At 44.8% G+C, this 19,814-nt stretch carries 24 protein-coding genes; 11 read left to right on the top strand and 13 right to left on the bottom strand.

The annotated features are described in order from the left end of the window. Position 1 precedes the first annotated feature (1 nt). From thiB to thiQ, 3 genes are all read left to right on the top strand, one after another. Positions 2-994 carry a thiamine ABC transporter substrate binding subunit gene (gene thiB / locus QQ041_RS03600; RefSeq protein ID WP_210446775.1) on the top strand — a complete coding sequence of 331 codons (993 nt, stop codon included), beginning with the start codon at positions 2-4 and terminating at the stop codon, positions 992-994. A gap of 112 nt (positions 995-1,106) precedes the next feature. Next, positions 1,107-2,720, top strand: coding sequence for a thiamine/thiamine pyrophosphate ABC transporter permease ThiP (gene thiP / locus QQ041_RS03605; protein ID WP_285953140.1), 1,614 nt, complete (start codon positions 1,107-1,109; stop codon positions 2,718-2,720). After that, positions 2,720-3,424, top strand: coding sequence for a thiamine ABC transporter ATP-binding protein (gene thiQ / locus QQ041_RS03610; RefSeq protein WP_210446773.1), 705 nt, complete (start codon positions 2,720-2,722; stop codon positions 3,422-3,424). Before thiP ends, thiQ begins: the two co-directional genes overlap by 1 nt. Before the next feature lie 102 nt (positions 3,425-3,526). Here thiQ and yjgA read toward each other — a convergent pair whose 3' ends face one another. Further along, positions 3,527-4,051: a ribosome biogenesis factor YjgA gene (gene yjgA, locus QQ041_RS03615; RefSeq protein WP_239716708.1), complete on the bottom strand. Its 525-nt coding sequence runs from the start codon at positions 4,049-4,051 to the stop codon at positions 3,527-3,529. Positions 4,052-4,169: 118 nt separating this feature from the next. On the opposite strand from yjgA, the gene pmbA reads away from it, so the two are divergent. Next, positions 4,170-5,513: a metalloprotease PmbA gene (gene pmbA / locus QQ041_RS03620; RefSeq protein WP_285953141.1), complete on the top strand. Its 1,344-nt coding sequence runs from the start codon at positions 4,170-4,172 to the stop codon at positions 5,511-5,513. Between the two features lie 135 nt (positions 5,514-5,648). On the opposite strand, the gene mgtE is transcribed toward pmbA, so the two are convergent. The 12 genes from mgtE to QQ041_RS03680 form a co-directional block, all read right to left on the bottom strand. After that, positions 5,649-7,004 carry a magnesium transporter gene (gene mgtE / locus QQ041_RS03625; protein ID WP_048605905.1) on the bottom strand — a complete coding sequence of 452 codons (1,356 nt, stop codon included), beginning with the start codon at positions 7,002-7,004 and terminating at the stop codon, positions 5,649-5,651. Between the two features lie 148 nt (positions 7,005-7,152). Next, a complete protein-coding gene (locus QQ041_RS03630; protein ID WP_017066670.1) occupies positions 7,153-7,428 on the bottom strand; it encodes an HPr family phosphocarrier protein in 276 nt (91 codons plus the stop codon). Positions 7,429-7,430: 2 nt separating this feature from the next. Then, entirely contained in the window at positions 7,431-8,300 is an 870-nt protein-coding gene (gene rapZ, locus QQ041_RS03635; protein WP_146489820.1) for an RNase adapter RapZ, read from the bottom strand. A gap of 1 nt (position 8,301) precedes the next feature. Continuing rightward, complete coding sequence (ptsN, locus tag QQ041_RS03640; protein ID WP_004738707.1) at positions 8,302-8,763, bottom strand: PTS IIA-like nitrogen regulatory protein PtsN; 462 nt, start codon at positions 8,761-8,763, stop codon at positions 8,302-8,304. A gap of 1 nt (position 8,764) precedes the next feature. Then, complete coding sequence (gene hpf / locus QQ041_RS03645; protein ID WP_009847742.1) at positions 8,765-9,052, bottom strand: ribosome hibernation promoting factor; 288 nt, start codon at positions 9,050-9,052, stop codon at positions 8,765-8,767. Positions 9,053-9,114: 62 nt separating this feature from the next. Continuing rightward, a complete protein-coding gene (locus tag QQ041_RS03650; protein WP_017058913.1) occupies positions 9,115-10,575 on the bottom strand; it encodes an RNA polymerase factor sigma-54 in 1,461 nt (486 codons plus the stop codon). A gap of 54 nt (positions 10,576-10,629) precedes the next feature. Beyond that, positions 10,630-11,355, bottom strand: coding sequence for an LPS export ABC transporter ATP-binding protein (gene lptB, locus QQ041_RS03655; protein WP_061019134.1), 726 nt, complete (start codon positions 11,353-11,355; stop codon positions 10,630-10,632). 3 nt (positions 11,356-11,358) lie between these two features. After that, positions 11,359-11,853, bottom strand: a complete 495-nt coding sequence (gene lptA, locus QQ041_RS03660) for a lipopolysaccharide transport periplasmic protein LptA (protein ID WP_060983516.1) — start codon at positions 11,851-11,853, stop codon at positions 11,359-11,361. Next, complete coding sequence (gene lptC, locus QQ041_RS03665; RefSeq protein ID WP_004735306.1) at positions 11,834-12,397, bottom strand: LPS export ABC transporter periplasmic protein LptC; 564 nt, start codon at positions 12,395-12,397, stop codon at positions 11,834-11,836. The genes lptA and lptC overlap by 20 nt, the downstream gene beginning before the upstream one ends. Beyond that, positions 12,394-12,951, bottom strand: a complete 558-nt coding sequence (gene kdsC, locus QQ041_RS03670) for a 3-deoxy-manno-octulosonate-8-phosphatase KdsC (protein ID WP_146489819.1) — start codon at positions 12,949-12,951, stop codon at positions 12,394-12,396. The genes lptC and kdsC overlap by 4 nt, the downstream gene beginning before the upstream one ends. After that, positions 12,951-13,922, bottom strand: a complete 972-nt coding sequence (gene kdsD / locus QQ041_RS03675) for an arabinose-5-phosphate isomerase KdsD (RefSeq protein WP_146489818.1) — start codon at positions 13,920-13,922, stop codon at positions 12,951-12,953. The genes kdsC and kdsD overlap by 1 nt, the downstream gene beginning before the upstream one ends. Positions 13,923-13,956: 34 nt before the next feature. Beyond that, on the bottom strand, positions 13,957-14,922 hold the full coding sequence (locus tag QQ041_RS03680) for a calcium/sodium antiporter (protein WP_019821462.1): 966 nt from the start codon (positions 14,920-14,922) through the stop codon (positions 13,957-13,959). Between the two features lie 264 nt (positions 14,923-15,186). Here QQ041_RS03680 and mlaF point away from each other — a divergent pair, with 264 nt between their 5' ends. The 7 genes from mlaF to murA are packed head-to-tail and all read left to right on the top strand — an operon-like array spanning position 15,187 to position 19,788. Further along, entirely contained in the window at positions 15,187-15,981 is a 795-nt protein-coding gene (gene mlaF / locus QQ041_RS03685) for a phospholipid ABC transporter ATP-binding protein MlaF (protein WP_210446772.1), read from the top strand. A 1-nt stretch (position 15,982) separates the two neighbouring features. Next, entirely contained in the window at positions 15,983-16,762 is a 780-nt protein-coding gene (gene mlaE, locus QQ041_RS03690) for a lipid asymmetry maintenance ABC transporter permease subunit MlaE (RefSeq protein WP_285953142.1), read from the top strand. Between the two features lie 2 nt (positions 16,763-16,764). After that, entirely contained in the window at positions 16,765-17,256 is a 492-nt protein-coding gene (gene mlaD / locus QQ041_RS03695) for an outer membrane lipid asymmetry maintenance protein MlaD (protein ID WP_019821466.1), read from the top strand. 4 nt (positions 17,257-17,260) lie between these two features. Beyond that, complete coding sequence (locus QQ041_RS03700) at positions 17,261-17,938, top strand: phospholipid-binding protein MlaC (protein WP_210446771.1); 678 nt, start codon at positions 17,261-17,263, stop codon at positions 17,936-17,938. Continuing rightward, positions 17,938-18,246, top strand: coding sequence for a lipid asymmetry maintenance protein MlaB (locus tag QQ041_RS03705; protein ID WP_004735315.1), 309 nt, complete (start codon positions 17,938-17,940; stop codon positions 18,244-18,246). Before QQ041_RS03700 ends, QQ041_RS03705 begins: the two co-directional genes overlap by 1 nt. A gap of 13 nt (positions 18,247-18,259) precedes the next feature. Continuing rightward, positions 18,260-18,514 (top strand): BolA family iron metabolism protein IbaG, encoded by a 255-nt coding sequence (ibaG, locus tag QQ041_RS03710; RefSeq protein WP_017058924.1) that lies wholly within the window; start codon positions 18,260-18,262, stop codon positions 18,512-18,514. A gap of 8 nt (positions 18,515-18,522) precedes the next feature. Next, positions 18,523-19,788 carry a UDP-N-acetylglucosamine 1-carboxyvinyltransferase gene (gene murA / locus QQ041_RS03715; protein ID WP_285953143.1) on the top strand — a complete coding sequence of 422 codons (1,266 nt, stop codon included), beginning with the start codon at positions 18,523-18,525 and terminating at the stop codon, positions 19,786-19,788. Positions 19,789-19,814 lie beyond the last annotated feature (26 nt).

Here is a 19,814-nt window from a genome sequence, read left to right on the forward strand (position 1 = left end):
AGTGAAATTCACATTAACTACTCTTGCTGTTACTACAGCGATCTCTTTTTCTGCCTTTGCTGCAGACAATACTTTGACCGTATACACCTATGACTCTTTTGCTGCGGATTGGGGCCCTCGTCCTGCCGTTGAAAAAGCATTCGAAGAAAAATGTGGTTGTGATGTGAATTTTGTCGCGCTAGAAGATGGCGTCTCTATCCTGAACCGTTTACGTCTTGAAGGGGGCAACAGCAAAGCCGATATCTTGCTAGGTCTCGACAACAACCTGATGGCTGAAGCGAAAGCGACGGGCTTATTGGCTGAGCATAATGTTGATACTTCATCAGTAACGCTTCCTAATGGTTGGAACGATAGCACTTTTGTTCCCTATGACTTTGGCTACTTTGCTTTTGTTTACAACAAAGAGAAGTTGGCAAACCCGCCGAAGAGCTTGAAAGAACTGGTTGAGCTGCGAGATGATCTTAAGGTTATCTACCAAGACCCACGTACATCAACACCAGGTCAAGGCATGATGCTTTGGATGAAGTCGGTATACGGTGATGAAGCGACAGCAGCATGGAAGAAGCTTGCTCAGAAAACAGTGACTGTAACCAAAGGTTGGTCTGAAGCTTATTCTATGTTCCTAGAAGGTGAGTCGGATTTAGTGTTGTCTTACACAACGTCTCCGGCTTACCACATTATTGCTGAGAGCGATTCTAAGTACGCAGCAGCAAGCTTCGAAGAAGGGCATTACACTCAAGTTGAAGTGGCCGCTAAAGTTAAAGGCAGTAAGAACGAGAAACTGGCTGATGATTTTATGGCGTTTATCCTAAGTAATGAATTCCAATCGGCGATGCCAACAGGCAACTGGATGTACCCAGTGACCGATATTGAGCTTCCAAAAGGGTTCGAGCAACTTACGGTTCCTCAGAAAGCGCTAAGCTTCACGCCTGAAGAAATTGCCGCTAAGCGCAAGCCTTGGATCCGAGAGTGGCAGAGCGCACTTACTTTTTAACTTACTATTTAAAAAATGAGCTTTCTAACGTACTTTAAAAAAACTAGCTTTCTGTATTTAAAGGTTCATTCGTTATGTTTGGAGTGAACCATTTACGGTAAAAAATCAATTTATGATAAAGAAAACACCTAAGGTCGGGATCTGGGTTGCGATACTCATTACCGCCTTCGTGGTTTCAGCAGTTGGGGCATTGCTTAGCAATGCCCCTTCTCTTGATATCAGCCAAGTATGGTCCGATCCCTACTATTGGCATGTAACGAAATTCAGCTTTTATCAAGCGACACTCTCAACAGTGCTGAGTGTTGGCTTTGCTATACCTATTGCTCATGCGCTGTGCCGTAGACAATTTTTTGGACGCGCTTTGTTGTTAAGGTTGTTCGCGTCCACCTTAGTCCTGCCGGTGTTAGTCGGTGTATTTGGCTTACTTGCGATCTATGGTAATAGTGGTTGGTTAGCTAAGTTTTTGGCGAACTTCGATATTGAACTGCCATTTTCGATTTATGGCTTGAATGGTATTTTGTTGGCGCATGTTTTCTTTAACTTGCCTTATGCTAGTCGTTTACTTTTGCAAGCGTTAGATACTGTGCCTGCCGAGCAGCATAAACTCTGTGCTCACTTAGGCATGAGCCATTGGAATAAATTTAAATGGGTTGAATGGCCGAGGCTAAGGCAGCAATTACCGCATGTGTGTGGCTTAGTGTTCATGCTGTGCTTCACCAGCTTTGCTACCGTGATGGCGTTGGGTGGTGGTCCGAAATCGACCACCATTGAGCTCGCCATCTATCAAGCAATCAAATTCGACTTTGACCTGCAGGCTGGCGCGCTACTTGCGATATGGCAAATGCTGCTGTGTGGAGTGCTCGCGGTCAGCATTCAACGCCTATCGAAACCTATTTCTGTGACGGCCAGCCAGTTGGCGGAAGAGAAATATTTGGTTAAGGACAGCTGGTGGTCAAAAGCTTGGGACAGCTTCTGGATCATCATAGTCTCAATGCTGGTATTGCCGCCATTAGCTATGGTTATCGTCAGTGGTATTAACTCGCAAGCACTGACAGTACTCAGTAGTGAGCCGTTTTGGGCGGCATTAATGACCTCGGTTAAAGTCGCGTCATTAGCAAGTGTTATCGCGGTTGGTATTGGTATCGCGATACTACTGACCAGCAGAGCATGGCGCTTACAGAATAAGAACTTTCGAGCCGATAAAATCGAGCTGATTGGCACTATTATCTTAGTCACTCCGGGGCTAGTGATCAGTACGGGTATCTTCCTACTATTACGCTCATTTACCGATGTGTTCAGCTTGGCTTTCTTTATCGTGATTGCCGTCAACAGTTTAATGGCACTGCCTTACGTAATTAAAACCTTAGCTCAACCTATGCTGCATTTGTCTCAGCAGTACCAGTATGTGTGTGCAAGCTTAGGAATGACAGGATTCACTCGCTTTAGGTTGGTGGAGTGGCGCGCATTACGTAAGCCGATGGCGCAAGCCTTCTCGATCAGCTTTATGCTGGCGATGGGCGACTTAAGTGCGATTGCCTTATTTGGTAGCCAAGACTTTAGAACACTGCCTTTGTACCTATTCCAATTGCTAGGCAGCTATCAGATGGAAGCCGCAGCCGTTGTTTCGGTTAGTCTGCTGCTGTTGAGTGTGGGCAGTTTTAGCTTCATTGAATTTTTATTTACTCGAACCTCAAATCTCAATGCTAAAAAGTTAAGGAACCGATGATGTTAGTGATGAAAGATGTGGATTACCACTATCACCAAGAGTTGTTTAGTTTTGATTTCCAAGCTGAGCAGGGCGATATTGTTGCTCTGATGGGACCAAGTGGTGCGGGTAAATCAACGCTACTTGCATTGGTTGCTGGGTTTATTGAGCCGACATCGGGTGAGATCTCGGTGGCAGGACAATCATTGATTGGCAAAGAAGCGCACCAACGCCCGCTGGCGATGTTGTTCCAAGAACACAACCTATTTGCTCACCTCACGGTGCGTGAAAATATTGGCTTAGGCTTGCATCCGGGGTTAAAGCTTACGGCAACCCAAAAGCTCGACGTTGAGCAAGCGGCTGCGCAGGTGGGTGTAGCGGAGTACTTAGATAGGCTGCCTGAACAATTATCCGGCGGTCAACGCCAGCGTGTCGCACTAGCGCGTTGTTTTGTTCAACCACACGATATTTGGTTACTTGATGAACCTTTCTCTGCGCTTGACCCTTTGCTACGCGAAGAGATGTTGAGCTTGGTAAAACGATTAGCGGCAGAGCGCAACATCACCGTCTTGATGGTGACACACCACTTAGGTGACGCTCGCAGTATTGCGAACAAGTTTGTGTTTGTCGCATTGGGGAAGGTGTTGGTTGAAGACTCAATAGCCGAGCTTACCGCTGACCACCCACAACCAGAACTCAGTTCGTTTGTGAAAGCGGGTGAGTGATAGTTTTGATATTGAATGTGTTTTGATACTGAATACACCGAAAACAAAAAGACCTAGCATGCGCTAGGTCTTTTATTATCTTACAGAGTAAAGCAACAAAGATTAGTCTTCTAGCTTTAGCTCTTTTAAGATTTGGAAGATCTCACGAGAAGCCTTTGCTGGCTTGTTCGCTGATTTCTCTTTGTTAGCTTGGCGAGCTAGCTGACGAAGACGCTGACGGTCTGCTTCAGGGTACATGTCCATGACTTCTGAAATGGCAGCATCGCCTTCAGCAACAACACGATCACGCAGTTGCTCAAGCTTGTGCAGCTCAGCTGTTGCTTGTGAGTGTTTATTACGTACTTTATCCAAAGCCGCCTGAATTGGCTCTGGATCGACATTGCGCATTACTTTACCAATGTATTGAAGTTGACGACGCTTCGCTTCATTTTTAAAGCGTTGTGCATCTTTAATCGCTTGTGCCAAATCTTCAGACAGCGGAAATTTGTCTAATACAGAAGGCTTTAGACCAACAAGCTCTTCTCCCAGCTTTTGCAGGGCATCCATGTCCGTTTTCATTTCTGTCTTACTTACCCAGATGATTTCTTCTTCTGGTTCCCATGGGGCTTTTTGGTTTTTGCGAGCCATCTTTTCTGCCTATGTCACTATCTCAAACGAATATATTGCCTATTTTAGCAAGAATCTTGGGGAGAAAGCGAAATTCTTGTTATCCTACGTAATATTGACCTGAAAAATTAGAATAGATATGGATGTAAAACAGCAAGTCGCCCAGCAAAGAGTTGAACTAGAAGCCGCAGTAGCTAAAGCGTTGGATATGGCATCAGTGAGTGCAGACGCAGCTGAGGTCGCTATTACTAAGTCAACGGGTTTAAGTGTTTCAACACGTATGTGTGAAGTGGAAAACGTTGAATTTAATAGTGATGGTGCGCTAGGTATTACTGTTTATCGCGGCCAGAAAAAAGGCAGCGCATCTACATCTGATCTGAGTGAAAAGGCCATTGCTCAAACAGTAGCGGCTGCGCTTGATATCGCTCAGTACACTTCTGAAGACCCATTTGCAGGTCCTGCAGCAAAAGAATACATGGTAAAAGAAATTCCAGACTTGGATCTTTTCCACCCTGATGAACCAAACCCTGATTATGCTGCTGAGATTGCGATTGCTGCTGAGAAGCAAGCGTTAGCTTATAGCGATAAGATCAAACAGAGTGATGGCGCAAGCTACGACAGCCATTATGGTGTTAAGGTTTATGGTAACAGCCATGGCTTACTAGCAAGCTACGCTTCGAGTCGCCATAGCACGAGCTGCTGTGTGATTGGACAAGGCGCTAACGGTGAGATGGAGCGAGACTACAGCTACACCGTTGCACGTCACCGTGATGAGCTATGGACGCCTGAGCGCGTAGGTCAAGAAGCAGCAGAAAAGACCATTAGCCGTTTGGATGCGAAAAAGCTACCAACAGGCCAATACCCAATTATGTTCGCTAACGATGTTGCTACTGGCCTGATTGGTCACCTTGTGATGGCAATCAGTGGTGGTAATCTTTACCGTAAATCCTCTTTCTTATTGGATCATCTAGGACAGAAAATTCTACCGGATTGGTTCAATATATCAGAGCGTCCTCATATCCTGCGTGGCTTGGCTTCGAGCCCATTTGATAGCGAAGGTGTTTACACTCAAGATCGCGAAATCATCACTGATGGCGTGTTAGCAACTTACCTGCTAACGAGCTATGCCGCACGTAAAATGGATATGACACCAACAGGTCATGCTGGTGGTATTCATAACTGGTTCGTTAAATCGACCGGTCAAAACTTTGATCAGATGCTAAAAGAGCTAGGTACAGGCTTCTTAGTGACGGAAGTGATGGGCCAAGGCGTTAATACCGTAACGGGTGATTACTCTCGTGGCGCTGCGGGTTTCTGGGTTGAGAACGGAGAGATCCAATACCCAGTATCGGAAGTGACGATTGCGGGTAACCTAAAAGACATGTTTACTCAGATTGTAGCGGTTGGTAACGACGTAGAAACACGTTCGCAAATTCAAACGGGTTCTATCTTGCTTGAATCAATGAAAGTTGCGGGTGAGTAATTAGCTCAATTTGCTTCAGTTTAAATCTGGAGCTTAAAACCTGATGTATTAAAAAGGGAGCCGATGGCTCCCTTTTTGTATTCAGCGTATCGTCTTAGATAGGCTATCTGTTTATTCACGCTAGATAAGTATGATTTAAATAAGAATGGTTGCTAAGCCTAAGAACACCGATAGGCCAATAACATCGGTTACTGTGGTCAGTGCCATACCGCCAGCAAGGGCTGGATCGATATTCATTTTCTTCAGCATCACTGGGATAGTTACACCTGCAATACCTGCGACAATCAAGTTAGTCATCATCGCCGCTGAGATGATACCTCCCAGTATCCAGTTACCTTTCCAAGCCACCACTATACCACCAATGATAACGGCCCATAGAACGCCGTTTAGGAAGCCGATGGCCGCCTCTTTGAGTAGCAGTTCGCGTTTGTTACTGTCACCGATATGACCGAGTGCCAAACCACGAATAACCAAAGCAACGGTTTGGTTACCAGCAACACCACCCATTGAAGGTACGATAGTCATCAGTACTGCAATCGCTGCCATTTGGTCGAGCGTTGCTTCAAACATATTCGATACCGATGCTGCAGCAAGTGCCGCGAGTACGTTGGCACCAAGCCACACACTACGACGACGAGCGGACTTTACGACTGGTGCGAAGGTATCTTCGTCATCGTCCATACCCGCCATACTCATCATTGAGTGCTCGGCATCTTCACGGATAACATCAACCACGTCATCGATGGTGATACGACCAACAAGGTGTTGATTGCTATCAACTACTGGCGCTGAAACCCAATTACGACGTTCGAACAGGCTCGCAATATCGGAAGCGCTGGTTTCAACCGCGATCGCTTCGTCGGCATCCTCCATCACTTCGGAAACTGCCACATCAGGCTGAGTCGTTACCAGTGTGGTAAGCGATAGGTTACCGATAAGACGTTCTTCTTCATCAATAACATATAGTGCATCAGTTGCATCGGGCAGTTCGCCACGCATACGCATGTAGCGTAATACAACATCAACATCGACATCACCACGAATCGTGATTACGTCGGTATTCATGATCGCACCCGCTGAATCTTCAGGGTACGACAGGGCGGTTTCAACTAATGCACGATCAACAGAGTCCATTTGAGAAAGGACTTCGCGAGAAACATCATCAGGTAGGCTTCGAAGTACGTACGCGACGTCATCGGTTTCCATGCCTTCGGTTGCTTCTGCTAAGGTCTCAGGTGCCATTTTCGACACAAGAGCATCTTTGACATCTTCGTTTAGTTCATCAAGAATTTCACCGTAGTCTTCTGGATCGGTGAGTTGCCAGAGTACGTCACGACTTTTGCGAGGGGAGGCTTCTAAAAGGTGTGCAATATCTTCAGGTTCCATGTCCTGAAGTTGTCGGCGTACGTGAACAAATCGGCCGTTTTCTAGGGCTTCGCTGACTTCTTGGAGGGTTTGGTGAGCTTGGTCGAATTCTAATTGCTCTGCCATATTTTCCTCCTATCTCATTATTCTAACAATGGTTGGAATAGTAACTTAATTCTGGGGCTTATTTAAATCATAAACTTAGATAGAACTAAGATTTAATATTGGTTGATTCGTTGTTTGAGTCTTAGGCGTTGTGAGTGAAGCGTTTTCGCTACTCACCCTCATCAAACTTGTCTTCAATGAGATGACAGACGGCATCCAGTGCTTGCTGTGAGTCGGTGCCTGCAGCTTGAATAGTAATATGTTGCCCTTGTGCTGATTCCAGCATAAGTAGCCCCATTACGCTGTCTGCTGTCGCTGTTTTGTCTTCTTCGCTATGGATAGTGATGGTTGCATCAAAGCTTTGTGCAAGCTCAACCAACTTTACGGCTGCTCTAGCGTGAAGACCCAAGCGATTTTGGATCAGTACAGTTCGAGTTAATTCCATGGTTAGCCCTGTTGGTGCTTCTCTAGGGAGGCGTGTCTGATTTGGACTTGATGGCCAAGTTGCTCGAAGTACTCACCAATTTTCTGAGTTAGATAAACCGAGCGGTGTTTGCCGCCAGTGCAGCCAATCGCGACCGTCAGGTAACTTCGATTGTTCTTCTCTAACATTGGTAACCACTGTTCAACAAAGCCTTGGATCTGTTGCTTGAGTTCAAGAACTTCTGAGTGTTCTTCAAGAAAAGAGTGAATTGGTGCATCTAGCCCAGTTAGTGGTCGTAGTGCGGGTTCCCAGTGTGGGTTAGGCAAAAAGCGAACGTCGAACACATAGTCGGCATCACTTGGCAGGCCATACTTAAAACCGAAAGATTGAAAGACAATAATCAGCTCTTGCTTCTCTTGACCTTCAACTTTAAATCGAACCTTTTCACTCAATTCGTAGAGGTTGCAGTCGCTACTGTCAATCACAATGCATGCTTGCTCTGCGAGAGGTGTCAGGAGTGTCTTCTCTAAATCAATCGCTTGCTCAAGAGAGAGCTTTTCTTGGCCGATCGATAAAGGGTGAATTCTACGTGTTTCGCTGTAGCGCTTGAGTAACGTCTGCTTGCTCGCATCGAGGAACAAGACGTTCACATCAATATTAGTGGCAGACTCTAGCTGTTCTAGCATCTCTGTAACTAATTGAGGCTCTTTCGGTAGATTACGAATATCAATGCTAACCGCGACGTTTTGATTTATCTCACGTACCGATTCGACAAAGTCGTTGAGCAGGTTTACTGGCAGGTTATCGACACAGTAATACCCCAAGTCTTCAAGGACTCGTAGCGCAACACTTTTACCGGCCCCTGATTGGCCACTAACAACGATTAACCGCATGTTATTGCTCGCAAGTTGGCACTTGAATCATGATGTCGTAAAGCTCTTGATCGCTTTGAGCATTACGCAACTGTTTCAGAGTCTGCTTATCGTTTAGTCGCTCTGCCATACAAGAAAGGGTTTTTAGATGCTCCTTACATTGTTCACTTGGAACAAGCAGGGCAAATAGTAGGTCGACAGGACGGTTATCAATCGCATCAAATTCGATGGGATCTTGGCATTGCAGTAATACAGCAATCGCTTTATCACTGACATTCATACGAGCGTGGGGAATAGCAATGCCATTACCAATACCTGTACTGCCCATTTTTTCACGGCTCAACATGCACTCAAACAGTTCTGTTGAATCTTGACCACAGCTTTCTGCTGCGATCTGACTGATGAGCTCAAGGGCTCTTTTTTTGCTTGTGCATTGGACTGCACTTTTGGTGCAGTCCAATGAAAGTACTTCGCTTAATTGCATGTTAGTGACTACTTAGCTTTTCTTTGTGCTTGTTGAGTTGGCGGACGAGTTTATCAACCAATGAATCAATCGCGGCATACATGCTTTCATCAGTTGCTGTCGCATGGATTTCCCCCTGATTTATATGCAGGGTAGCTTCTGCGATTTGATTGATTTTCTCAACTTTTAAAACAACCTGGACGCTATTTATATGATCAAAGAAGCGCTCAAGTTTGTCGAATTTAGTGTGAACATAGTCTTGCATTGAATCGGTAAGATCAACGTGATGGCCTTGAATATTGATTTGCATAGACTTTCCTTTTCAGTTGGTTGCCTGGCTATGGTTACTAAGTAAATAGCGACTAAATTAGCTTATAGCAGGCGTTTACGCTGACTCGATGGGGCAATGCCCAGAGACTCACGGTATTTCGCTATGGTACGTCTAGCTACCTGAATTCCTTGGTCAGCCAGTAAAGCAGCAATCTTACTATCACTTAGAGGCTTCGCGGTATTTTCCGCTGCGACAAGCTTCTTAATGAGTGCACGAATTGCTGTAGATGAACATTCACCGCCATTGTCAGTGCTGACATGGCTTGAGAAAAAGTATTTGAGTTCGAAGATACCACGTGGCGTGTGCATGAATTTTTGAGTCGTTACACGAGAGATCGTGGATTCGTGCATATCAACGGCTAACGCAACATCATTCAGAACCATTGGTTTCATCGCTTCTTCGCCATGTTCGAAGAAATCACGTTGATGTTCAACAATGCATCGCGCAACTTTGAGTAGCGTCTCATTTCGGCTCTCTAGGCTTTTAATTAGCCACTTTGCTTCTTGCAAATTTGAGCGGATGTATTGATTGTCGGCGCTGTTGCCTTTACTACCCAGATCTGCGTACTGCTGATTCACTTTCAGCTTAGGCACACTATCAGGGTTAATAGTCACTAACCATTTCCCAAGATCTTTGAAGACAGATACATCCGGAACTACATACTCAGTTTCATCCGGAGTAATCTTACTGCCAGGGCGAGGGTCCAGCTGTTGAATCAGTTGCAAAACTTCACGTAGTTCTGCTTCTTTCAATTTGGTTTCTTTGATAACCAGTTTGTAATCACGGTTGCCGAGTTGGTCGATATGGCTAGTAAGTACTAACTTAGCTTCGTTGAGCCAAGGAGTATCTTGGGGGAAAGTTGCCAGTTGCAGTAACAAGCAATCTTGCAGATTTACTGAGCCGACACCTAGTGGGTCAAACTGCTGAATTCGTTTACGTACGGCTTCAATTTCATCAAGCTCGATCTCTTCATTGTCGAAGTTTTCAAGGATGTCTTCACAAGTTACAGTGAGGTAGCCATAGTCATCGATGGCATCTATTAATGCAAAAGCGATGCTTCGGTCGGTGTCAGTGAATGGTGTTAAGTCGAGTTGCCAAAGTAGGTAATCGTGTAGGCTTTGAGTGGTTTCGCCTTGATAAACCGGCATGTCGTCATCAATCGCAATACCCGTATTACCGGTGTTTGCGCTGTAGACGTCTTCCCAAGTTGTGTCGATTTCCAGTTCGTTGCCAATCTCTGATTTTTCGATTAAGTCTGAGCTATCAGGTAAGTCTTGCTCTGTGGCTTCAACTGTTTCTTTTTCGTCACTGCTAGGTTTTTCTTCCGATGTTGGCGTATCTTCATTGCCTTCTTCGACATCGAGTAGTGGGTTAGATTCAAGTGCTTCTTGAATCTCTTGTTGCAAATCTAAAGTAGACAATTGCAACAAACGAATCGCTTGCTGCAATTGAGGAGTCATTGCTAACTGTTGGCCTAGCTTAAGTTGTAATGAGGGTTTCATTCAGTGTGACTTACCTAGTTATTATTCTTAGAACTCTCGATACTCTCTATATAATCATAGACGGAATTGTTCGCCTAGATAAACTTGTTTAACTTGTTCGTTATTGAGAACATCTTCAGGAGTACCTTCAGCGATCAGGTGCCCTTGGCTTACGATGTAAGCTTTTTCACATACGTCTAGTGTTTCACGAACGTTGTGGTCGGTAATCAAAACGCCTAAGCCACGATCGCGTAGGTGAACAATGATTTTTTTGATATCGATAACTGAGATCGGGTCAACACCTGCGAACGGTTCATCTAATAGAATGAACTGCGGATTCGCTGCTAGTGCTCGAGCAATCTCAACACGACGACGCTCACCACCCGACAGAGCCATACCATTACTGGTGCGGATATGTTGGATGTGGAACTCTTCTAGCAGGTCTTCTAGTTTATCTTGGCGCTGTTCATTAGTCATTTCATCACGGGTTTGTAAAACCGCCATGATGTTGTTTTCTACTGACAACTTACGGAAAATAGAAGCTTCTTGAGGCAGGTAACCAATACCAAGACGAGAACGGCTGTGCATTGGCAAGATACTGATATCTAGATCGTCAATACTGATGGTGCCTTCATCACGCGCAACTAAACCGACAATCATGTAGAAAGACGTGGTTTTACCTGCACCGTTTGGTCCAAGCAGACCGACGATCTGACCGGATTCTACTTGCAGGCTCACATCGGTAACAACTTTACGCTTGCTGTAGGTTTTTGCTAGGTTTTTTGCTTTAAGAACAGCCATAGTTTACTTATTCACTTCCGCTGGTTGTAATACCGTTGATACACGCTCGCTACTATCACTATCAGCAACCAGTTTTTGAGAAGCAATCTGGTAAGTAATCTTAGAGCCACGGATGATGCTGCCATCTTGAGATAGCATCGCATTCTTGGTCATGATCAGTCTGTCAGCAACAAGCTGGTAATGTAAGTCGTCAGCTTCACCGTAGAGTGTCTTACCGTCGTCAGTAAGCTGAGAGAAGGTTGCTGGCTTACCGAAGCCTTGAATCTCTTCAATCTCACCATTTACGGCGTTACGAGTAACAATAACCTTATCGGCATTGATGTTGATGCTGCCTTGTTTAAGGTTCACATCACCAAGGAAAGTTACTTGGTTACTTTTCATATCCAATTGCTGGCTGTCTGAGTCAATGTAGACAGGTTGCTCGCTATCCGAAGACAGAGCATAGACATTAGGTGCCGCAAGGGTCAAAGCGAATAAACTAAGGTGTAAGAGTTTCATATCTACCTTGAACAGAATTAAAGAGGGTCGCATTGTTGGTACCGAAGTTACCTTTCATTGCTTGCCCCTCAGTTTCAAAAAATGTACCGATCATATGGACCGGAGTCTCTGAATAAAAATCTCGGCTAGGCAGCTCAACAACCATTTTATCTGTGGTCATTGTATCGAAGCTGGCTTCTGGCAACAGATTCTTTGCCACGACGTTGTCATAAAAAGTGACAACTTGATTCTCATCCATAATCGCGCGATCAGCGGTGACTTGCCATTCAATCGTGTGCCCTTCACGGAATACCGAAAGAACTGGGTTTTGAAAGTGCGTATCGCCAACCACTGAGTAGTGTTCTAAATACGTCGATTCAACCTGATAGCTACGAATACCGCTTTCGTCGTAGCTAATGTTGTTTAGACTTTTGCCACTAAACGCGGGTAGCTCCAAATTTGGAGCTACTTGTATCGTTGATGTTTGCTCTTTGTCGTACAGGTAATAGGTCGACCAAGAGGCAATAAATATTAGTATTAAATAGATAATACGAGTAAAACTCATATGCTTAAACCTTTATGCATGTCGAGTTCATTTCTTGCTTGTAAAATAAGGTCGCAGACTTCACGTACCGCGCCATGCCCACCTTTAATGATTGTCACGTAGTTTGCACGCTTTGCAAGTAGTGGGTGACCATCTGCTACACAGACCTTCAAGCCAACTTTTTCCATCACAGGCCAGTCGATCAGATCATCGCCGATATAACCCGTATTTTCAGGATTCACTGAAAGCTTATCGCAAATATCTTGGTATGCCTTAACTTTATCGTCTTGACCTTGATAAATCAGCTTAATGCCGAGAGCAGTCATTCGATTTTCAACAATTTGAGACTTACGGCCAGTGATGATCGCGATTTCAATGCCAGCATTCATCAGTGACTTAATGCCGTAACCGTCACGAGTATGGAAGGTCTTCAGCTCTTCACCGTTGTTGCCCATGTAGATACGACCATCAGAGAATACGCCATCGACATCGCAAATTAGGAGTTTGATGTCTTTTGCTATTGCAAATACACCTGAGTCAACAGTGCCGTATAGAGTTTCGACTGTCTGTGTCATTACATTACTCCAGCTTTCAATAAATCATGCATGTTTAGGGCGCCAACTAGTTTGCCATCTTGGCATAGCATCAAGCCATTGATGCTCTTCGCTTGCATTAAGTTTAACCCCTCAACTGCAAGCATGTTTGGATCGGCAACGGTAGGATTTAGCGTCATCACATCGCCAATTTGAGTATTATGGATATCAACGCGTTTATCTAAGATACGGCGTAAATCACCATCGGTAAAAATACCGGCCATTTGACCATCTTGCCCAACGATAGCCGTCATGCCTAAGCCTTTTTGAGAGATCTCTAACAGAGCGTCTCTTACTAATGCATCCGGAGCAACAATAGGAAGTGCATCGCCTGTGTGCATGATGTCGTCTAATTTCAACAGCAGTTGACGACCTAAAGCGCCGCCTGGATGAGACAGAGCAAAATCTTGAGCGGTAAAGCCTCGAGCCTGTAAAAGTGCAACGGCTAGTGCATCACCCATCACCAAAGTAGCAGTAGTGCTAGTTGTTGGCGCTAAGCCCAGTGGACATGCTTCTTCTGGTACTGAAATTTGTAAATGGATATCAGACAAGGTCGCCATGTTCGATGCTGGCTTACCTGTCATGCTGATGATCTTAATGTTCAAACGCTTTAATACTGGGAATAGGCTTAGGATTTCTCCCGATTCGCCTGAGTTGGATATTGCGATCACAATATCACCAGGTTCGATCATGCCTAAGTCGCCATGTGCAGCTTCTCCTGGGTGTACAAAGAAAGCCGATGTCCCGGTACTTGCCAATGTGGCTGCGATTTTATTGCCAATGTGGCCTGATTTACCCATGCCCATCACAACGACTTTGCCTTTGTTGTTTAGGATAAGGTCGCAAGCTTTACAAAAATCATCATTAAAATATTGGTCTAATTGAGTGAGACCTGCAACTTCGGTTTCCAAAACTTGTTTTGCGACACTGCGGTAATCAAATGGCTGAGACATCAAATACTCCAAGTACGGGAAGTTAAATCAACAATTAAGCCGACATGTTCATTAGTAGGTAACTTTGGTAGACAACAAATGTTACGATTAACACGCCGCCTTCAATACGATTCACGCTACGAGATTTCCCTAGTGCCATGACCACAAGCAGTAGCGATACGCCCAGCATTACCCAGAAGTCGCGACCCATCGCAAACTCGCTCAAGATCGAAGGGTTTAGGATGCCCGGGATACCCATAACAGCAAGGATGTTGAATACGTTTGAACCAATGATATTGCCCACGGCCATATCATCTTCACCTTTCATAACACCGGCTAGTGATGCTGCAAGCTCAGGCAGACTAGTACCTACGGCAATGATGGTTAGACCAATCACAAGGTCGCTCATGCCAAAGTATTTCGCGATGATTACCGCATTATCAACCAGCATATCAGCAGCTAAAGGCAGGATGATCAGACCAATCACCACCCACATTGCGGCTTTAGGGTTGCTTACGCCCTCTGGGATTTCTGATTCTTGCTCGTCAAGGAAGGCATCACCGTTCTTTTTCTCACTGCGGCTGATTTGTAGCATGGCAAACAAGAAAGCGCCGAAAAGAACAAATAACAACACGCCTTCGTAGAAACCCAAATGGTTATCCCAAAGCAGTGCGCCAGCTAATAAAGTGACACCTATCATCAAAGGTAGTTCACGACGAATTACGCCTGAGCTGATTGATAGCGGCTTGATAAGGGCTGTAATACCTAAAATTAGTGCGATATTGGCGATGTTTGAGCCTAATACGTTACCTACAGCGGTATCGGTTTTGCCATCAAGCGCTGCTGTAGCTGAAACCATCATTTCAGGAGCCGAAGACCCCATTGCTAAGATCGTCATACCGATAACTAGTGGTGAGATACCGAAGTTGCGAGCAAGAGCAGCGGCACCGTAAACCAGCTTATCTGCACTCCACACCAAAAAACCTAGACCGATAATAAGAAACGCAATCGCTTCAAGCATGATGATTCCTAAAAAATTAATAAAAACGGAGAATTAACCGCTAATTTTGACCTGTTGCTAGATAAAAGGGAAGTCACTCGGCAAATTAATTACCAGTTAGCTGGCAAGAAAGAGAGCTCAATAGATAATTTTCTAATGCTTTCAAATCCCTGCATAGATTCCTGTTTAATATGAATTAATTGAACAGTGCTTTTAATTCTAAAGTAGACTCATTATTATTGCAGCCATAATTGGCGTTTTTTAAAGCAAGGAAACAACAAAAATATGTTGAACACTGAGCTTGTGAAAGTTAAGAACCTCAGCTTCTCACGCGGTGAGCGGGTTATTTTTGATGACATTAGTTTAGAGGTACCTCAAGGCAAAATAACCGCAATCATGGGGCCGTCTGGGATTGGTAAAACAACCTTGCTGCGTTTGATTGGTGGACAATTACTGCCAGATGAAGGCGAAGTTTGGTTTGATGGCGACAATATCCCTGCACTATCACGTCGAAAGCTATATCAAGCACGTAAGAAAATGAGCATGTTATTCCAATCTGGTGCGCTTTTTACGGATCTCAATGTGTTTGATAATGTGGCGTTTCCGCTGCGAGAGCACACTGAACTTAATGAAAAATTCATTCGTACCATCGTATTACTTAAGCTTGAAGCGGTAGGCTTACGAGGTGCGGCGCAATTAATGCCAAGTGAGTTGTCCGGTGGTATGGCGAGACGAGCGGCGTTGGCTCGTGCGATCGCATTGGATCCAGAGCTTATCATGTACGATGAACCGTTTGTTGGCCAAGACCCAATTACTATGGGTGTATTGGTCGAGCTGATTCGTAATCTTAATCAAGCTTTGGATTTAACCTCTATTATCGTTTCTCACGATGTGCCTGAGGTAATGAGTATTGCTGATTGGGTTTACTTAATGGCTGATGGAAAAGTTATTGCATCTGGTTCACCTGACGATCTGTACAACAACAGTGATCCTCGAGTGCAACAATTTTTGCAAGGTGAAGCAGATGGCCCTGTGCCATTTAGATTCCCAGCAAAGAGCCTAGAAAAGGATTTGTTTTAATATGATTGTTAAAACTATTGTGGGTGTCGGTAAGCGCACACTTGCGGTCTGTGAGTCATTTGGTCGAGCAAGCCTAATGTTATTTGGGGCTTTATTTGGCATTCCGAGACTAAAAAATTTCCCTTTATTAGTTAAACAACTTTATAGCGTTGGCGTTCAGTCATTGGCTATCATCTTAGTTTCGGGTCTGTTTATTGGCATGGTGCTTAGCCTGCAAGGTTATGTGGTGTTAATCGACTACGGAGCTGAGGGTAACCTTGGTCAAATGGTCGCGCTTTCATTGTTACGTGAGTTGGGCCCAGTGGTGACAGCGCTACTATTTGCAGGCCGCGCAGGTTCAGCGTTAACGGCTGAAATCGGCTTGATGAAAGCAACGGAACAGATCTCTAGCCTAGAAATGATGGCTGTAGATCCTATTAAACGCATTATTGCGCCACGTCTTTGGGCTGGTCTTATCTCAATGCCACTGCTCGCTATGATCTTCATGGCGGTCGGGATTTGGGGGGCTCAGATAGTTGGTGTTGATTGGAAAGGGATTGACCACGGTAGCTTCTGGTCTGCCATGCAGTCTTCAGTTGAGCTTGGCCGAGATATTGGTAACAGCATGATCAAATGCATGGTCTTCGCTATCACAGTCACTTGGATCGCACTTTTTAATGGTTATGATGCAGTACCGACTTCAGAAGGTATTAGTCAGGCAACCACACGCACTGTAGTGCACTCTTCTCTGGCGGTACTAGGGCTAGATTTTGTTCTTACCGCATTGATGTTTGGGAATTAATCATGCAACAAACTCGAAAATTAGAATTATGGGTCGGCACCTTTGTTATTGCCGGAATTTGCGCAATCTTAATCATGATCTTTCAAGTCGCTGACGTAAAAGGCATTGGTTCGAACCATACTTACAATCTAAAAGCGACCTTTGACAACATTGGTAGCCTAAAAGTTCGTTCTCCAGTGAAGGTGGGTGGCGTCGTTGTTGGTCGAGTTAAAAGCATTGAGCTTGATACCGAGAGCTACCTTCCTGTCGTTGAATTGTCTATTGATGGGAAGTACTCACAATTTCCAGATACCTCTAGTGCGCAAATCTTAACGTCTGGATTAATCGGTGAGCAGTACATCAGCTTGGTTCCGGGCTTCATTTTTGACGATGAAGAAATGTTGGTTGATGGTGATTCTATCGAAGACACCAAATCGGCATTAGTATTAGAAGATTTGATTGGACAAGTGCTGTATAGCGTTGGTGGCTCTGATGATAGCGAAGCTAAGGAGTAGGCACATGTTAAAGACGAATAAATTATTGAAGACTAATAACTTTTTGAAGATATGGTTTCTGACAGTCGTCGCTTTTCTGATGTCGGCTCAAGCTTTTGCTGCAGAAGCGATTGATCGTACTCAGCCGTACCAGATGATGACTCAAGTAGCAGAAGTTGCATTTGATCGTTTGAAGAGTGAACAAGACAACATCCACCAAGACCCAGAATTATTGAAGGTCATTGTGGAAGAAGAGTTGATGCCTTATGTGAACGCACAATATGCAGCACTTAAGTTACTTGGACCGAACTTGAAAGGCGCGGATAGAAAAGACGTGGGCGTGTTTATCGATTCCTTCCGTAAATACCTGGTTTCTTCTTATGCCCAAGTGCTGACTCAATACACAGATCAGACGATTGAATTTGGTCCAGAACCAAAAATCAAAGCGGATAGCCGTATTACCAGTATCAAGGTCGATATCATCGATACGCCGCGACCAAACATCAAGCTTGAATTTAAGCTTCGCAAAGACAAAAAGTCTGGCGAGTGGAAGGCCTTTGATATGGTTGCCGAAGGTATTAGCCTGTTGTCGAGCAAGCAATCGGAGTGGAATACTAAGATTCGTCAAGAAGGCATCTTACAAGTTGCTGACGAACTAGAGAAATTAGCCGCACAACCGATTCGTTTTGAGAGTAACAAATAATGAGCCATTCTCAATGGCAAGCACTAAGCTCTAAAGAATATCAGCTGCTCGGTGATATTGACCGAGACAGTGTCCCTGCAATCTGGCGTATATTGGAAAAGTGGCAAACAACGGAATCGAGCGTTGAAATTGACCTTAGCCATATAAATCGAGTCGATTCAGCAGGAATGGTGATGCTAATTCACTTATTAGAGCATGCAAAAAATCAAAACTGTCATATAATGCTCAGTTTCGTGCCAGAACAATTGAGAACGTTGTTCCAATTGAGCAATATCCAGCCAATGATGGCAGAACACATAAAAAATTAGGCAGGAGCTATTTGTGGACAGCACAAAAGTACAAGAATTATTAGCAGAAGCACTGAACCTTCAGGAAATTTTCGTGAAAGGTGAAGGCAGTCATTACGAAGTTGTTGCGGTTGATCCATGTTTTGACGGCATGAATCGAGTTAAGAAGCAGCAACTAATCTACGGCCCACTAATGGAATACATTCAACGCAATGATATCCATGCTCTTTCTATTAAGGCTTTCACGCCGGAAGAGTGGGAACGTGATAAGAAACTGATGTCACTTTAAGGTTTATGATGGAAAAGTTTCGAGTTATTGGATCGGATAAGCCGCTAAGCGGTGAAGTGACGATCTCAGGCGCAAAAAATGCAGCGCTACCAATCTTATTTGCTTCAATTCTTGCTGAAGAGCCAGTGGAAGTGAGTAATGTTCCTCACCTACGTGACATCGATACTACGATGGAATTGCTTAAGCGTTTAGGCGCAAAAGTATCACGTAACGGTAGTGTTCATGTTGATGGCAGCGAAATTAATGAATTTTGTGCGCCTTACGATTTAGTGAAAACAATGCGTGCTTCTATCTGGGCTTTAGGTCCTCTAGTGGCTCGTTTTGGTGAAGGTCAAGTGTCACTTCCAGGCGGTTGTGCAATTGGCGCTCGACCTGTTGATTTGCATATCCATGGCCTAGAGCAACTAGGTGCGACCATTAAGTTGGAAGATGGTTATGTGAAAGCAATTGTTGATGGCCGTCTGAAAGGCGCGCACATAGTGATGGATAAAGTAAGTGTGGGTGCCACCATTACTATCATGTGTGCAGCAACGCTAGCGGAAGGAACAACAGTACTCGATAACTCAGCGCGTGAGCCTGAGATTGTTGATACGGCTGACTTCCTAAACAAACTAGGTGCTAAGATCTCTGGCGCAGGTACAGATACGATTACTATCGAAGGCGTTGAACGTCTTGGTGGTGGTCAACACTCTGTAGTTGCTGACCGTATTGAAACAGGTACTTTCCTGGTTGCTGCTGCTGTTTCTGGCGGTAAAGTGGTTTGTCGCAACACCAACGCTCATCTTCTTGAAGCTGCCTTAGCGAAGCTTGAAGAAGCGGGTGCGAAGGTTGAAACGGGAGAAGACTGGATCAGCCTTGATATGACGGGTCGTGAACTGAAAGCGGTGAAAATCGTAACAGCACCTCACCCTGGTTTCCCGACCGACATGCAAGCACAGTTTACTCTGCTTAACATGATGGCGAAGGGCAGTGGTGTTATCACTGAGACTATCTTTGAAAACCGCTTTATGCACATTCCTGAGTTACAGCGAATGGGTGCAAAAGCGGAAATCGAAGGCAACACGGCTATCTGTGGTGAAACGGAAAAACTGAGCGGCGCTCAAGTAATGGCAACGGACCTTCGCGCATCTGCGAGCCTTGTTATCGCTGGCTGTATAGCTCAAGGCGAAACTATCGTTGACCGTATTTATCACATCGATCGTGGCTACGATAAGATTGAAGATAAACTGTCAGCCTTAGGCGCAAACATTACACGATTTAGTGAGTCGAACTAACCTAGGTTAGTGGGTTCATGAATTAG

Source organism: Vibrio sp. TMPB1044 (genome assembly GCF_030442075.1).
GTDB classification, from domain to species: Bacteria; Pseudomonadota; Gammaproteobacteria; order Enterobacterales; family Vibrionaceae; genus Vibrio; species Vibrio satsumensis.